This is a genomic window from Pseudomonas sp. P9_2 (assembly GCF_034008255.1).
GTDB classification, from domain to species: Bacteria; Pseudomonadota; Gammaproteobacteria; order Pseudomonadales; family Pseudomonadaceae; genus Aquipseudomonas; species Aquipseudomonas synxantha_A.
Genome location: NZ_CP125376.1, coordinates 2,264,510 through 2,278,953, shown reverse-complemented (window position 1 = coordinate 2,278,953; position 14,444 = coordinate 2,264,510). Strand labels below are relative to the sequence as shown.

14 protein-coding genes are annotated in these 14,444 nt (G+C 60.5%); 3 read left to right on the top strand and 11 right to left on the bottom strand.

Translation table 11 applies throughout. The features are described 5' to 3' along the window. Positions 1 to 97 precede the first annotated feature (97 nt). Positions 98 to 742, top strand: coding sequence for a cAMP-activated global transcriptional regulator CRP (gene crp, locus QMK52_RS10055; protein WP_005792020.1), 645 nt, complete (start codon positions 98 to 100; stop codon positions 740 to 742). On the opposite strand, the gene QMK52_RS10050 is transcribed toward crp, so the two are convergent. From QMK52_RS10050 to QMK52_RS10035, 4 genes are all read right to left on the bottom strand, one after another. Beyond that, positions 739 to 1,434 carry a lipoyl protein ligase domain-containing protein gene (locus tag QMK52_RS10050; RefSeq protein WP_320404064.1) on the bottom strand — a complete coding sequence of 232 codons (696 nt, stop codon included), beginning with the start codon at positions 1,432 to 1,434 and terminating at the stop codon, positions 739 to 741. The genes crp and QMK52_RS10050 overlap by 4 nt on opposite strands. Before the next feature lie 83 nt (positions 1,435 to 1,517). Then, the gene (gene trpC / locus QMK52_RS10045) at positions 1,518 to 2,354 is read right to left on the bottom strand and encodes an indole-3-glycerol phosphate synthase TrpC (protein WP_122736012.1); all 837 of its coding nucleotides are present in this window, start codon (positions 2,352 to 2,354) and stop codon (positions 1,518 to 1,520) included. Continuing rightward, positions 2,351 to 3,400 carry an anthranilate phosphoribosyltransferase gene (gene trpD, locus QMK52_RS10040; RefSeq protein ID WP_003194694.1) on the bottom strand — a complete coding sequence of 350 codons (1,050 nt, stop codon included), beginning with the start codon at positions 3,398 to 3,400 and terminating at the stop codon, positions 2,351 to 2,353. The genes trpC and trpD overlap by 4 nt, the downstream gene beginning before the upstream one ends. A gap of 9 nt (positions 3,401 to 3,409) precedes the next feature. Continuing rightward, positions 3,410 to 4,003: an aminodeoxychorismate/anthranilate synthase component II gene (locus tag QMK52_RS10035; protein ID WP_005792025.1), complete on the bottom strand. Its 594-nt coding sequence runs from the start codon at positions 4,001 to 4,003 to the stop codon at positions 3,410 to 3,412. 410 nt (positions 4,004 to 4,413) lie between these two features. On the opposite strand from QMK52_RS10035, the gene estP reads away from it, so the two are divergent. Then, a complete protein-coding gene (estP, locus tag QMK52_RS10030; RefSeq protein WP_320404063.1) occupies positions 4,414 to 6,336 on the top strand; it encodes an esterase EstP in 1,923 nt (640 codons plus the stop codon). Between the two features lie 122 nt (positions 6,337 to 6,458). On the opposite strand, the gene trpE is transcribed toward estP, so the two are convergent. The 4 genes from trpE to QMK52_RS10010 all read right to left on the bottom strand — a co-directional run bounded on the left by trpE (position 6,459) and on the right by QMK52_RS10010 (position 10,732). Further along, complete coding sequence (gene trpE / locus QMK52_RS10025) at positions 6,459 to 7,940, bottom strand: anthranilate synthase component I (RefSeq protein WP_005792028.1); 1,482 nt, start codon at positions 7,938 to 7,940, stop codon at positions 6,459 to 6,461. Between the two features lie 69 nt (positions 7,941 to 8,009). Further along, positions 8,010 to 8,828: a phosphoglycolate phosphatase gene (locus QMK52_RS10020; RefSeq protein WP_122736009.1), complete on the bottom strand. Its 819-nt coding sequence runs from the start codon at positions 8,826 to 8,828 to the stop codon at positions 8,010 to 8,012. Continuing rightward, complete coding sequence (gene rpe, locus QMK52_RS10015; RefSeq protein ID WP_057702265.1) at positions 8,825 to 9,499, bottom strand: ribulose-phosphate 3-epimerase; 675 nt, start codon at positions 9,497 to 9,499, stop codon at positions 8,825 to 8,827. The genes QMK52_RS10020 and rpe overlap by 4 nt, the downstream gene beginning before the upstream one ends. Positions 9,500 to 9,583: 84 nt before the next feature. Then, a complete protein-coding gene (locus QMK52_RS10010; RefSeq protein WP_005792033.1) occupies positions 9,584 to 10,732 on the bottom strand; it encodes an iron-containing alcohol dehydrogenase in 1,149 nt (382 codons plus the stop codon). Between the two features lie 183 nt (positions 10,733 to 10,915). Here QMK52_RS10010 and QMK52_RS10005 point away from each other — a divergent pair, with 183 nt between their 5' ends. Next, positions 10,916 to 11,890 (top strand): alpha/beta hydrolase family protein, encoded by a 975-nt coding sequence (locus tag QMK52_RS10005; protein ID WP_320404062.1) that lies wholly within the window; start codon positions 10,916 to 10,918, stop codon positions 11,888 to 11,890. 58 nt (positions 11,891 to 11,948) lie between these two features. Here QMK52_RS10005 and QMK52_RS10000 read toward each other — a convergent pair whose 3' ends face one another. Genes QMK52_RS10000 through QMK52_RS09990 form a run of 3 tightly spaced genes read right to left on the bottom strand, consistent with a single transcriptional unit; the run spans position 11,949 to position 14,414 of the window. Further along, the gene (locus QMK52_RS10000) at positions 11,949 to 12,716 is read right to left on the bottom strand and encodes a TerB family tellurite resistance protein (protein ID WP_320404061.1); all 768 of its coding nucleotides are present in this window, start codon (positions 12,714 to 12,716) and stop codon (positions 11,949 to 11,951) included. 1 nt (position 12,717) lies between these two features. Then, on the bottom strand, positions 12,718 to 13,392 hold the full coding sequence (murU, locus tag QMK52_RS09995; RefSeq protein WP_320404060.1) for an N-acetylmuramate alpha-1-phosphate uridylyltransferase MurU: 675 nt from the start codon (positions 13,390 to 13,392) through the stop codon (positions 12,718 to 12,720). Next, complete coding sequence (locus QMK52_RS09990) at positions 13,389 to 14,414, bottom strand: aminoglycoside phosphotransferase family protein (RefSeq protein ID WP_194439389.1); 1,026 nt, start codon at positions 14,412 to 14,414, stop codon at positions 13,389 to 13,391. Before QMK52_RS09990 ends, murU begins: the two co-directional genes overlap by 4 nt. Between the last annotated feature and the right edge of the window lie 30 nt (positions 14,415 to 14,444).

Below are 14,444 nucleotides of genomic sequence, written 5' to 3'. Positions count from 1 at the left end.
TGGCGCATTGCCATGATTCTCACAGCCTGCATCAATGCCGATGCCGCTGGATAAAAACAACGCCACTTACACCGTGCAGTCTTTTCGGGATACAACCATGGTTGCTCTTACTCCCACACCCAAGATCAAGAACCTCGACAAGCTGTTGATGCATTGTCAGCGTCGGCGTCATCCGGCCAAGCACAACATCATCTGCGCCGGCGAGCGCTCGGAAACCCTGTTCTTCATTATCAAGGGCTCGGTCACCATCCTGATCGAAGATGAAGACGGTCGCGAAATGATCATTGCCTACCTCAACACCGGCGATTTCTTCGGAGAGCTGGGGTTGTTTGAACAAGCAGGCAAAGAACAGGAGCGTAGCGCCTGGGTCCGAACCAAAGTCGAGTGCGAAGTGGCCGAGATCAGCTATGCGAAATTTCGCGAATTGGCCCAGCATGATCCGGATATCCTGTACGCCCTGAGCGGCCAGATCGCCCAGCGCCTGCGCGACACTACGCGCAAAGTCGGCGACCTGGCGTTCTTCGATGTGACCGGTCGCGTGGCGCGTTGCCTGTTGGAGTTGTGCAAGCAACCCGATGCCATGACCCATCCCGACGGCATGCAAATCAAGGTCACCCGCCAGGAGATCGGGCGCATTGTCGGTTGTTCGAGGGAAATGGTCGGCCGCGTGCTCAAGGACTTGGAAGAGCGCAACCTGGTACACGTCAAAGGCAAGACGATGGTGGTATTCGGCACCCGTTAAACCGGCAGGAAGCTGGCCAGCATCTGACGGTACAAGGTATCGAGCCGATTGATCGCAGCCGGTGCGGGAAAGGCTTCGTGCAGCGCGATATGGCTCTCGGCGCGAACCCGCTGCTCCAAGCCACAGGCTTGATTGAAGCGGTTGACCGCCGCAATCAACTCCTCACGATCGTTCTCCAGCAACATCGCCCCATGCACCAACCCGACCGGGCGGCCACCGCTTTGTCGCCAACGCTGGGCCGTGCCCACCATTTTGCGGCCATTGAGATTGACGTTGTAACGACCGTCGCAAAAGGCACCGTCAATTTCGCCGACGGATGCATCGCCGCCCAATTTAATCAATAGATCACAGATCGGTTGGCACAAGCGCTGATAACCCGTCTCGATGCGCCCGTGGTCGCCTTCGCTACGGGGCGGGGCATAGACCAGGGCGATATTGACCGTGGCGCCGGACTGCGGCACAGGCTCACCACCGGTTTCACGCAGCAATACCGGCCAACCCGCATCGGCCGAGACTTGGCTCGCCACCGCGAAGGCAGGCAGCCGGCTCAAACGGCGCGGCATGACGAGCGCTTGGTCGCTGGGCTGCCAGAACAGCAGCCCGAATTCCTGCTCTTGCGCGCAAACGGCTGCCAATAGGGCTTGCTCGGCGGCAAGGCCTGCTTCGACAGTCATGATCACGGGCTGGAGCATCGAACACCTACCTATCTGAATAAACACAAAACCCAATGTGGGAGCTGGCTTGCCTGCTCCCACAGTTTCGAGCGTATTTCACATCAATCCAATGTCGAACTGCTGATCGTCGTACCGCGCTCCGGAAAGAACAGGCGCTGCAGTTCCGCTCCCGGGTTCTCGGCGCGCATAAATGTCTCGCCCACCAGGAATGAGTAAACGCCGCTGATTTCCATCAGTTCCACATCGGCACGGTTGACGATGCCACTCTCGGTAATCACCAGGCGGTCGCGAGGAATACGCGGCAACAGATCCAGGGTATTTTCCAGGCTGACTTCAAAGGTATGCAGATTACGGTTATTGACCCCCACCAGCGGGGTGTCGAGGGTTTTCAATGCACGCTCCAGCTCATCGCCGTCATGCACTTCAACCAACACATCCAGGCCGACGCTTTTGGCCACGGCCGCCAACTCCGCCATCTTCACGTCATCCAGCGCCGAGACGATCAGCAATACGCAGTCGGCGCCCAGAGCACGGGCTTCGACGATCTGGTACGGGTCAACCATGAAATCCTTGCGGATCACCGGCAACTTGCAGGCAGCGCGAGCTTGTTGCAGGAATAGGTCCGAACCCTGGAAGTAGTCGATATCGGTCAACACAGACAGACAAGTCGCCCCGCCCTTCTCATAGCTGACGGCGATTTCAGCTGGTACGAAGTTTTCGCGGATCACGCCTTTGCTCGGCGAGGCTTTCTTGACCTCGGCGATCACTGCCGGTTGCTTGAGCTTGGCCTGGGCGATCAGAGCATTGGCAAAGCCACGCGGCGCATCCGCGGTTTTAGCCTGCGCCTCAAGCTCAGCCAGGCTCACACGGGCGCGGCGTTCGGCCACTTCCTCGGCCTTGCGGGCCAGAATCTTTTCCAGAACGGTTGGCACACTCATCCCTCATTCTCCATCTTGAATACGGCAGTGAATGCACCCAGCTCTTCGAGCTTCTCTCGAGCCAGACCGGTGTGCAGCGCATCGTGGGCCAACGCAACACCTTCCTTAAGACTATAGGCATGGTCGGCTGCGTAAAGTGCCGCGCCAGCATTCAGAACGATCATTTCCGCAGCTTTCTGGCCGTTTTCGGTTTTGCGACGCCCCAGGGCATCGCGAATCAGCTCCAGCGAAGCTGCCGGGCTTTCCACTGCCAGTCCGTGCAAACTCTGGCTTTTCATGCCCAAGTCTTCAGGCTCGACCCAGTATTCGGTGACCTCGTCGTTTTTCAGCTCTGCCACAAAGGTCGGCGCCGCCAGGCTGAACTCGTCCAGGCCGTCTTTGGAATGCACTACCAGCACATGCTTGCTGCCCAAGCGCTGCAAGACTTCGGCCAGCGGCCGGCACAACGCCTGGCTGAACACCCCCACCACCTGATGCTTCACACCGGCCGGATTCGTAAGCGGGCCAAGCATGTTGAACAGGGTACGCAGGCCAAGGTCCTTGCGTGGGCCGGCCGCGTGTTTCATGGCGCCGTGATGGGATTGGGCAAACATGAAGCCGATGCCAACGCTGTCGATACAGCGCGCGACTTGCACAGGCGTGAGGTTCAGGTAGATGCCGGCCGCTTCCAGCAAGTCGGCACTGCCGCTCTTGCCGGATACCGCGCGGTTACCGTGCTTGGCAACGGTACAACCAGCGGCGGCCACCACAAAGGATGAAGCTGTCGACACGTTGAAAATATTCGCACCGTCACCGCCGGTGCCGACCACATCGACGACGCCGTCGAGGGTCTTGAGCTCAACCTTGTCCGCCAGCTCGCGCATCACCGAGACCGCGCCGACGATTTCGTCGATGCTCTCGCTCTTCATGCGCATTGCCATCATAAAGGCGCCGATCTGCGCGTCGGTGCATTGACCGGTCATGATTTCGCGCATCACATCGCTCATTTCAGCGGTGCTCAGGTCCAGATGGCCGACGATACGGCTCAGGGCAGTCTTGATATCCATGAAAAGTCCTTAGCGCGTGCCGCCGCTCTGCTTGAGAAAGTTGGCGAACAGCTCGTAGCCCTGCTCGGTCAGGATTGATTCAGGGTGAAACTGCACCCCTTCGATGTTCAGTGTCTTGTGACGCAGGCCCATGATCTCGTCGACCGAACCGTCTTCCAACTGGGTCCAGGCGGTCAGTTCCAGGCATTCAGGCAAGGTGTCACGCTTGACCACCAGCGAGTGGTAACGGGTCACCGTCACCGGCATGTTCAGGCCTCGGAATACACCAAGGTCCTTATGGAACACCGGGCTGGTCTTGCCATGCATCACCTGACGCGCACGCACCACATCGCCGCCAAACGCCTGACCAATGGACTGGTGACCCAGGCACACGCCCAGGATCGGCAGTTTGCCGGCGAAATACTGGATGGCTTCCAGCGAGATACCCGCCTCGGTCGGCGTGCAAGGGCCAGGCGAAACCACAATGCGCTCAGGGTTCAGGGCGGCGATTTGCGCAACGGTGAGTTCATCATTGCGCACCACCTTGACGTCCGCACCCAGCTCGCCCAAGTACTGCACAACGTTGTAGGTAAAGGAATCGTAGTTATCAATCATCAGCAACATGTGGGTTCAAACCTCTTGAATTCACTGATTTCAAATGACCGCCTTCCAGGAGAGTAACCCGCTGCCAAACGCACGTTCCGGTTGCCGGGGTTGGCCGGCAAGGGGCGTCAGACACAGGGTGAAGAAGGCAGATCGGTACAGGTCCGGCCGGGCCGGCAGAGAAAAATGTCAGGCGCGCCAACGCCAACGGGCGTGTGCCTTGACTACTCGCATCAAGAGTTTGCTGATGATCAACACGGGGAGGGTCTCATTCATACGTTCAGGCACAGTAACGTAGCCTCGCCAGCGGTGCAATATGGAGCAGCAAATACGGGGCCCCGCGTAGGCGCATTCCGCATATACCTACAGAAAATGCCGGAAGTTTTGCTAGTGTTTTGTTTCCTGCATAAAAACAACCAAATGGAATTCTCATGCTCAAACCAGCGTTTTTCACACCCCTTGCCGGCTGCCTCTTGGCACTGGCCTGCACCCAAGCCTTTGCCGCCCCGACGCCTTATTCAACCATGGTGGTTTTTGGCGATAGCCTGGCCGATGCAGGCCAGTTCCCCGACGGTTCGAATGGCTCGACACTACGTTTTACCAACCGGACAGGTCCAAGCTTCCAGGGTGAGTACGGCCTGGTTTCATCAACCCTGTTGGGCACCAAACTGGGTGTGGCCCCCAACGACTTGAATGCCTCCACCTCACCGGTTCGGGCGGCCCAAGGCTTGCCAGACGGAAGCAACTGGGCGGTCGGTGGCTACCGCACCGATAACATCCTGGACTCTATTACCTCGGTTTCCAACGCCGCGATCCCACCCGGAAATCCTGGCGGTGGCACAGTATTGCGCAGTCGCCAGGGCTATCTACCGGCTAATGGCGGGCGAGCCGACCCGAACGCGCTCTACTTCCTCTCCGGTGGTGGCAATGACTTCCTTCAGGGCCGCGTGCTCAGCCCCGCGCAAGCAGTCGCCGCAGGTGGGAGACTGGCCGACAGTGCCCAAGTGCTGCAGCAAGCCGGTGCGCGTTACATCATGGTGTGGATGCTGCCCGACCTGGGGCTGACGCCAGCCATCAACGGCACCCCACAGCAGGCCGCAACCTCTGCCCTGAGCAATATTTTCAACCAATCGTTGGTACAGCGTCTGTCACAAATCGATGCCCAGGTTATTCCACTGAACATCCCGCTGCTATTGAACGAAGCCTTCGCCGATCCTGCGCGCTTCGGCCTCGCAACCGGGCAAAACCTGACCGGCACCTGCTTCAGCGGCAACAGCTGCACCGCCAACCCGGTCTATGGCATCGGCGGCACCAACCCGGACCCGACCAAGCTGGTCTACAACGACTCGGTCCACCCCACCGTAGCCGGGCAACAGTTGATCGCCGACTATGCCTATTCGCTGCTCGCAGCGCCCTGGGAGCTGACCTTGCTGCCGGAAATGGCCCAAGGCACGTTGCGCGCCCATCAGGACGAACTACGCAACCAATGGCAAGCAGACAACGGCCACTGGCAAGCCGTCGGCCAATGGCGCGCAATCGTGGCCGGTGGCGGCCAGCGCCTGGACTTCGATGATCAGAGCAGTTCAGCCAGTGGTGACGGCAGCGGCTATAACCTGAATATCGGTGGCAGCTACCGGCTTGATGACGATTGGCGTGTGGGCGTTGCAGCCGGCCTGTACCGGCAGACACTCGAAGCCGGGGCCAGCGACTCGGACTACAAGCTCAACAGCTACATGGGCACGGCATTCGCGCAATATCAGCACAATCAATGGTGGGCCGACGCCGCGTTAACGGGTGGCAAGCTGGACTTCGACAGCCTCAAACGCAAGTTCGCCCTGGGCGTCAACGAAGCGTCCGAGAAAGGCGACACCGACGGCTGGCTCTGGGCCTTGAGCGCTCGCTTGGGTTACGACCTTGCTGCACCGGGTAGCGATTGGCACCTGTCACCCTTCGTCAGCGCCGATTACGCACGCGTCGAAGTGAATGGCTACTCGGAGAAAAACAGTCGCTCCACCGCACTGACCTTTGATGACCAACAACGCGACTCCAGGCGCCTGGGCGTCGGCCTGCAAGGTAGCTACCGCATCACCCCGCAAACCCAGGTATTTGGCGAAGTGGCCCACGAGCATGAGTTCGAAAATGACACCCAGAAGGTGAACATTTCGCTCAACAGTGTTCAGGGGATCGACTTCAAGCTGGACGGCTACACGCCTCGCAGCAACTCTGACCGTTTGAGCCTTGGGGTCAGCCACAAACTGACTCAGGAGCTGGCGTTGCGGGCGGCATATAACGTGAGGAAGGATGACAACCTAACCCAGCAAGGGGTCAATGTGGGGGTGAGTCTGGATTTCTAAATACCACGCAAAACAAATGTGGGAGCTGGCTTGCCTGCGATGGCGGTGGATCAGTCACTGAATATCTCGAGTGATACACCGCCATCGCGGGCAAGCCCGCTCCCACACTTTTTATTCCAGCTTTAGTCTTGTGGAGTTTGCTCTGCCAGCGCCACAGCACGGAACATCGCCCGGCGCTTGTTCAAGGTTTCTTCCCACTCAAGGGCCGGCACCGAGTCCGCCACAATCCCGCCACCGGCCTGTACATGCAGTTCGCCATCCTTGATCACCGCGGTGCGGATCGCGATCGCAGTGTCCATATTGCCGTTCCAGGCGAAGTAACCGACGGCACCGCCATACACGCCACGCTTGACCGGCTCCAGTTCGTCGATGATTTCCATCGCACGGATTTTCGGTGCGCCCGACAAGGTGCCCGCCGGCAAAATCGCGCGCAGTGCATCCATCGCCGTCAGCCCGGCCTTCAGTTCGCCAGTCACGTTGGACACGATGTGCATCACGTTGGAGTAGCGCTCGATGACCATCTTCTCGGTCAACTTCACCGAACCGATTTCTGAAACACGCCCGGTGTCATTGCGCCCCAGGTCGATCAGCATCAGGTGCTCGGCGATTTCCTTGTCATCGCTGAGCAGGTCTTCTTCCAGCGCCAAGTCTGCCTCTTCGGTCGCGCCACGTGGGCGTGTGCCGGCAATCGGGCGTACGGTGATCAGGTTATCTTCGACACGCACCAGCACTTCCGGCGAGCTGCCCACCACGTGGAAGTCGCCAAAGTTGAAGAAGTACATATACGGCGTCGGGTTGAAGCACCGCAGCGCACGGTACAGGTCGATCGGCGCGGCCTTGAAGTCGATGGACATGCGTTGCGACGGCACCACTTGCATGCAGTCACCGGCGAGGATGTATTGCTTGATGGTATCGACTGCGCGCTCGTAGTCATCCTGCGTAAAGCTGGAGCGAAACACCGGGTCGGCCGCGGGTGGGCGGCTCAGGTCCAGGCCGCGACGCGGGGTGATCGGCTGGCGGAGTTTTTCCAGCAGCGCCTGCAGACTGGCCTGGCCTTGCTCGAAGGCATCCGCTTGAGCAGGGTCGGCAAGCACAATCGCATGCATCTTGCCGGCAAGGTTGTCGAACACCACGACCGCGTCGGAGACCATCAGCAAAATGTCCGGCACACCCAATGGGTCTGGGTTCGGGCATTTCCCAAGACGCTTTTCCACATAGCGCACACAGTCATAGCCGAAATACCCCACCAGGCCACCGTTGAAACGCGGCAGGCCGGCAATGGTCGGTACGTTATAGCGCGCCTTGAACGCTTCGACGAAGGCCAGCGGGTCTTCAACGTCATGGCTTTCGATCTCTACGCCATCGTGGGTGATGCTGACATGATGGTCGTGCACGCGCAGCACCGTGCGGCATGGCAGGCCGATGATCGAGTAACGGCCCCACTTCTCGCCGCCCTGTACCGATTCGAGCAGGTAAGAGTTGGGCGCATCGGCAAGCTTCAGATAAATCGACAATGGCGTGTCGAAGTCGGCCAGGGTTTCGCAGGCCAGGGGAATACGGTTATAGCCGGCAGCGGCCAAACGCAGGAATTCTTCACGGATCATGGGGGAGCCTCGTGGCTTGAGGGTCAAACGGTCAGGTAGGCAAACGTGCCGCAGCGCGGCGAGAATCAGTCAGGCGCGCCAACGCCAGCGGGCCAGGGCCTTGATGACTTTCATCCAGAGTTTGCGAGTGACCACCACGATGGCGTTTCCAGAAGGGGACGGATCAATGTCGGGCAACGTTATCTCAGCGCCAGCTCCCAGGCAACCGGGGATTAGCAGGCGCAGATCATCAATCACCAGCGCCGGCGACTCTTCGGCAATCGGGCGCCCGTGGTTGTAGCCGTAGCTCAAGGCTACGCACTGCACGCCTGCAGCTTTTGCCGCCAGTACATCGCTGCGCGAATCGCCGACAAACAACGACTGGGACGCCGGGATATTGGCCATTTTCATTACAAAGAACAGTGCCGCCGGGTCAGGCTTCTTCTGCGGCAAGGTATCGCCACCGATGATCCAGCGAAAATAGCGGCCGATTTTCATCTGGTCCAACAGCGGCGCAACAAAGCGCTCCGGCTTGTTGGTGATCAAGGCCATTTCCACGCCCTGCTTGCTCAGCCATTTGAGAGTGTCACGCACGCCGGGGTAGACCACGGTGAGTTCGTGGCCGTTTTCGTACGCGACATTGAATAATTCCAGAGCGTGCTCGGCTTCCACCTCATCGACACCCGAAGCGTCGATATGGTTTGCCAGGGCCCGGCGCACCAGCATCGGCGCGCCGTTGCCGACCCACTCGCGCACCGACTCGATCCCCGCCGGCTTGCGCCCCAATTTGAGCAGCATCTGGTCCACCGCCGCTGCCAGGTCAGGCACCGAGTCGATCAGCGTACCGTCCAGATCGAACATCACCAGCCGTGGCAGCTTGCCGGGGAACAGCTGCTCGAAGCCGCTCATGGACGCGTCAGCGCCAGTTCGGCACGCATCGTGTCGATGACGGCCTGGTAGTCCGGTGCGTTGAAGATCGCCGAGCCTGCCACGAAGGTATCGGCGCCGGCGGCAGCGATTTCACGAATATTGTTGACGTTGACCCCGCCGTCGATCTCCAGGCGGATATCGCGCCCTGAGGCGTCGATCAGCGCCCGCGCTTCGCGCAGCTTGTTCAGGGTGCCCGGGATGAACTTCTGCCCGCCGAAACCTGGGTTGACGCTCATCAGCAGCACCATGTCGACCTTGTCCATCACGTACTCAAGCACGCTCAGCGGAGTGGCCGGGTTGAACACCAGGCCCGCCTTGCAGCCGCCTTCGCGGATCAGTTGCAGGGTGCGGTCGACGTGCAGCGTGGCTTCCGGGTGGAAGGTAATGTAGGTCGCGCCGGCCTCGATGAAGTCACCGATGATGCGGTCCACGGGGCTGACCATCAGGTGGGCGTCGATCGGCGCGGTGATGCCGTATTTGCGCAACGCTGCGCAGACCATCGGGCCGATGGTCAGGTTGGGTACGTAGTGGTTGTCCATGACATCGAAGTGCACGAAGTCGGCACCTGCGGCCAACACCTTGTCCACTTCCTCACCCAGGCGGGCGAAGTCGGCGGAGAGAATCGATGGAGCAATGACGAAGGGCTGCATGACGCACCTTTTTTGAGCTAAATCACGATGGCGCGCATTGTATACCTCATGCTTTGCTGCGCGCACCGTGACCTAACTCAACGGTTAGTAAGCCGCCCGGTAGATTTTCTCGATATCGGCCGCACTGAGCTGACGCGGGTTATTGCGCATCAGGCGCTCGATACCCGCAGCTTCCGTGGCCATGGAGGCAATGGCGTCCTCGGGCACCCCGAAACTGCGCAGCCCTGCGGGAATCTCGACGGCGGCGCACAGTCGCGTCATCGCCTCCACCGCGCGGTCGGCAGCCTCGCTGACACTCAAGCCCGTCACGTTCACGCCCATGGCTTGGGCAATATCTTGCATACGTTCGACGCAGGCCAGCTTGTTCCAATGCATGACGTACGGCAGCAACAGCGCATTGCTCACACCATGGGCAATATTGAAACGCCCGCCCAGCGGATACGCCAGCGCATGCACGGCACCGACTCCGGCATTCCCGAATGCCATGCCGGCCATGAGGCTGGCAGTAGCCATGTCATCACGGGCCTGCAGGTTGGCCGGGTTGGCGTAAGCCTTGGGCAGCGCGTTGGCGATCAGCTTGATCGCGCCGATGGCCAGAGCGTCGGTGATCGGCGAGGCGTTCAGTGACAGGTAGGATTCGATGGCATGCACCAAGGCGTCCACACCACTGGCGGCGGTGACACTGCGCGGGCAGGTCAGGGTCATTTGCGGGCTGATCAGCGCGACATCCGGCAGCAGGTAGTCGCTGACGATGCCTTTTTTCAGCTGTGCGGCCTTGTCGGAGAGGATCGCCACATTGGTCACCTCCGAACCCGTGCCCGCCGTGGTCGGAATGGCGATCAGCGGCGGGCCCTTGCGCGGCACCTGATCTACGCCGAACAAATCCGCCAGCGCACCGTGATAACCGGCATACGCCGCCACGCTCTTGGCGATGTCAATAGCGCTGCCGCCGCCCACACCAATGAGGCCGTCATGCCCGCCTTCGCGGTACGCACGCATGCAGTCTTCAACGATGGCGATTTCCGGATCGGGCAGTACGCGATCGAAGATTTCGTAAGCACGATCGCCCAGCTGTTCGAGGGCCAGGGCCACGGTGCCAGACTTGACCAGAGCCGCATCGGTGACGATCAGCGGGTTATCCACATCCAGCCGGGTCAGTTCCGCGGCCAATTGCTCGATGGCGCCCGCGCCGGTCAGCAGTTTATGGGCGATCTTGAATGAGGAAGTACTCATGTGCGCGGCCTCTTATGAATGATGGGCTGGCACAAGAATAGCTGCCCATCGCGTGTTGTCTGCCATTCACTGGTTGAATGGTCATCGCCGATAACCTGCTGGCAGAAAACCACGCCCCACATCACTGACAAATACTGACCAACCCATTAGGCTGCTCACATCACTTATGGCCGGAAATTAACGATGCTTTTTCTCCACCGTTCGGCACTGCCAACGTTGTGCCTGTCGCTACTATGTGCCAGCGCCCTGCCTGTTCACGCCGCCGACGCGCCCGCGCCCGCTGCCGAAAAACCAGCTGAGCGCCAACCCCTGCCCGAGCGCAGCCAGTCGCAAGCCAGCGCTCTGGAGCGCCAGATTCCGCAACCGGAACAACAACAGCTGCAAGCCGGTAGCGATTCGTTCCTGGCCCTGTGGAAACCCGCCAACGGCGCAGAGGCCGAAGGTGTGGTGATTATCGTACCGGGCGCCGGGGAGAACGCCGACTGGCCGCAAGCAATCGCCCCCTTGCGGCGCAAGCTACCGGATGCGGCCTGGGGCACCTTGAGCCTGTCACTGCCGGACGTAAATGTAGACACCTTGCCGCCACGGGTCATCGAACCGCCAAAAGCTGCGGTCGACACCAGCAGCAAGGACGGCAGCACGGCCGCCAAACCTGTCGAACAGGCCGCAAGCGCCGAGGCCGAAGGCACTGACCCTGCGGTGGTGCCGGGTGCGGATGAACAGGACAAGACCGACGCCAAGCGCATCTTCGACCGCATCGACGCCGCTGTTGCCTTCGCCCAGACCCAAAGCGCGCGCAGCGTGGTGTTGCTCGGCCACGGCACCGGCGCCTGGTGGGCCGCACGCTACCTGAGCGAGAAACAACCATCCCAGGTGCAGAAGCTGATCATGGTGGCCGGGAAGACGCCGGCGGCTCGCCAACCGGACCTGCAACAACTGGCGCCGAGCTTGAAGGTGCCCACGGCGGATGTGTTCTATCAAGACGCCCCTCAGGAACGCAAAAACGCGCAGGAGCGTATCCAGGCGGCCAAGCGTTCGAAAAATGAAGGTTACAAGCAGGTATCGCTCACGGCGTTGCCCGGCAATAGCGCAGCAGAGCAGGAACAGTTGTATCGGCGGGTTCGCGGGTGGCTCAGCCCGCAGGGCGGCGCAGACTGATCATGTCTTCGAACCTGTTGCAGAAACAATGTGGGAGGGGACTCTCAGGCCAATAGCCTCAGCGAAAATCCCGACGCTCGCGAATCAATGCATAAGCGTTATGCAGCTCCCGGGTACGCTCGGTGGCTTCACGCACTTGTGCAGGGCTGGCGCCCGTGCCGGCGACCTTGTCCGGGTGGTGGCGGCTCAGGAGGCGACGGTAGGCGCGTTTGATCACCGAGGGCTCAGTGGTCGCCGTCACACCCAGGACCCGCAACGCCTCCTGATAGGCTCCGCCACGATTGGCCAGCGGTTTGCGCTGCGGCGCGTAATCGGTTGCCAGTGCCTGGAGTTGTTGCGGCGTCCAGCCCAGCCATTTGCCCCACAGGTCGATCAGGTCGCGCTCGGCGTCATCCGCCCGTCCGTCCGCCCAGGCCATGCGCCAACAGGCACGTAGCACGCCTTCCGCCGCATGGGGTTGCGCCTTGAGTACACGCAGGTAGCTGCGCACACGGTCGCTGCCAGACTTGCCTCGGTTGAAGGCGCTGATAGCGCGACGCTGGGCCGGCTCGGACATATCCAACGCGCGCATCTCCTGACGCGCCTGCTGGATATGCCCATCCACAACCCGGCCGTTACTCTTGGCCAACCGCCCCAACAGCACAAACAACAGTTCGTCGTTGCGCAACGCCGGGCGCCCGCCCAGGCGTTCGCGCAACTGCGCCCAACTGTGCAGTTGCAGGCGACGATCCAGCGCCTGCCCCAGCAATGCACCCAACAAGGCCCCCGGAATACTGGCAATGGCAAAGCCAGCCCCGGCGCCGATCAGCGTCCCTGGCCACAACATCCTACTGCTCCGCTGTCAGCAAGGTTTCGACTTGCCCCAGACGCTCCAGCGTCCCGACATCCACCCAGCGTCCCGTCATGTGCTCCCCCGTTACCAGACCTTTAGCCATGGCCGCGCGCAACAGCGGGGCCAACTTGAAGGCACCGGCGCTGCAACCCGCGAACAATTTGGGGTCGAGCACTGAAATGCCACTGAAGGTCAGCTTATCGGCACCGGGCGCGGCATCATGAAGCAGACCTTCATCCAGGTAGAAATCCCCGCCTGACGGGTGGTGCTCAGGGTTGTCGACCATCACCAAGTGCGCCAGGCCCTGGATCGGCTGCCTGAGGCGGGTGAAATCGTAGTCAGTCCAGATATCGCCATTGACCACCAGGAAGGGGTCATCCCCCAGCAGCGGCAACGCCTGGAATATCCCGCCCCCCGTTTCCAGCGGCTCACCCTCCGGCGAGTAGCGGATGCGCAGCCCGAACTGGGCGCCGTCACCCAAGTAGTTTTCAATCTGCTGGCCCAGCCAGGCATGGTTGATCACGATCTCGGTGAAGCCGGCCTTCGCCAAGGCTTCAAGGTGATACTCGATCAACCGCTTGCCGCCGGCTTGCACCAGCGGCTTGGGCGTATGCAGGGTAAGCGGACGCATGCGCTCGCCCTTTCCCGCTGCCAGGATCATTGCCTTCATACAATGGCCTCGGCGGGCTGGCGCAGGCTGGCGAGCAGTTCGCCCAGTTCGCTCAACTCGGGTCGGTCGGCGAGCACCGCTTCTATATAGGCAAAGAAACGCGGCACATCGGCCAGGTAGCGCGGTTTACCGTCACGGTGGCAAATACGCGAAAAAATACCGATGACCTTGAGATGACGCTGCACGCCCATCAGGTCGCTGGCGCGCAGAAAGTCTTCGAAGTCGTCCTGCACCGGGATCCCCAACTGCCCGGCGCGCTGCCAGTAGCCGTGCTGCCATTCACGCACACGCGACTGGGGCCAACTGAGGAAGGCGTCTTTGAACAGGCAGGTAATGTCATAAGTCACCGGGCCGTAGACTGCATCTTGAAAATCCAGTACGCCGGGGTTCGGCTCACTGATCATCAGGTTGCGCGGCATATAGTCGCGATGCACCAGCACCTTGGGCTGCGCCAGGGCACTGTCGATCAATTTTTCGCTGACGCGTTGCCAGAGGGCGTGTTGCTCAGCGTCGAAGTCGATCCCCAGGTGACGGCGCACATACCATTCCGGGAACAACTCCAGCTCGCGACGCAACAAGGCCGCGTCGTAGCTGGGCAATGGTGCGTCCATCGGCAATTGCTGGAAAGCCAGCAGCGCATCGATGGCGTCGGCAAATAATTGATCGGCATTTTCAGCGTCAATCACGTCCAGATAGGTTTTTCTGCCCAGGTCATTGAGCAAAAGAAAGCCACGAGGCAAGTCTTCTGCATAAATTTTTGGCACATTTATTCCTGATTTCGCCAGTAAATGCGCGATATCGACGAAAGGTTTGCAGTTTTCCTGGGGGGGTGGCGCGTCCATTACGACGAACGTATGGGCACCGCCCTCCCACCGGAAGTAACGCCTGAAACTCGCGTCGCTGCTGGCCGCGGTCAATGTGGCCGGGGGTACGGGGCCCCAGTCCTGAGCGTTGAAGAGGATCGGCAACTGCTCATCCAGCCAGACTTCCAGCTGTTGTAAACGTAGATCTTGCTCGGGCATTACAAGGGTCTCCGACGGCGCTAGCCGTCA

Coding starts and splice junctions, on each gene's coding strand:
- crp (WP_005792020.1), top strand. CDS start 98: ATGGTTGCTCTTACTCCCACACCCAAGATCAAGAACCTCGACAAGCTG.
- QMK52_RS10050 (WP_320404064.1), bottom strand. CDS start 1,434: ATGCTCCAGCCCGTGATCATGACTGTCGAAGCAGGCCTTGCCGCCGAG.
- trpC (WP_122736012.1), bottom strand. CDS start 2,354: ATGAGTGTGCCAACCGTTCTGGAAAAGATTCTGGCCCGCAAGGCCGAG.
- trpD (WP_003194694.1), bottom strand. CDS start 3,400: ATGGATATCAAGACTGCCCTGAGCCGTATCGTCGGCCATCTGGACCTG.
- QMK52_RS10035 (WP_005792025.1), bottom strand. CDS start 4,003: ATGTTGCTGATGATTGATAACTACGATTCCTTTACCTACAACGTTGTG.
- estP (WP_320404063.1), top strand. CDS start 4,414: ATGCTCAAACCAGCGTTTTTCACACCCCTTGCCGGCTGCCTCTTGGCA.
- trpE (WP_005792028.1), bottom strand. CDS start 7,940: ATGATCCGTGAAGAATTCCTGCGTTTGGCCGCTGCCGGCTATAACCGT.
- QMK52_RS10020 (WP_122736009.1), bottom strand. CDS start 8,828: ATGAGCGGCTTCGAGCAGCTGTTCCCCGGCAAGCTGCCACGGCTGGTG.
- rpe (WP_057702265.1), bottom strand. CDS start 9,499: ATGCAGCCCTTCGTCATTGCTCCATCGATTCTCTCCGCCGACTTCGCC.
- QMK52_RS10010 (WP_005792033.1), bottom strand. CDS start 10,732: ATGAGTACTTCCTCATTCAAGATCGCCCATAAACTGCTGACCGGCGCG.
- QMK52_RS10005 (WP_320404062.1), top strand. CDS start 10,916: ATGCTTTTTCTCCACCGTTCGGCACTGCCAACGTTGTGCCTGTCGCTA.
- QMK52_RS10000 (WP_320404061.1), bottom strand. CDS start 12,716: ATGTTGTGGCCAGGGACGCTGATCGGCGCCGGGGCTGGCTTTGCCATT.
- murU (WP_320404060.1), bottom strand. CDS start 13,392: ATGAAGGCAATGATCCTGGCAGCGGGAAAGGGCGAGCGCATGCGTCCG.
- QMK52_RS09990 (WP_194439389.1), bottom strand. CDS start 14,414: ATGCCCGAGCAAGATCTACGTTTACAACAGCTGGAAGTCTGGCTGGAT.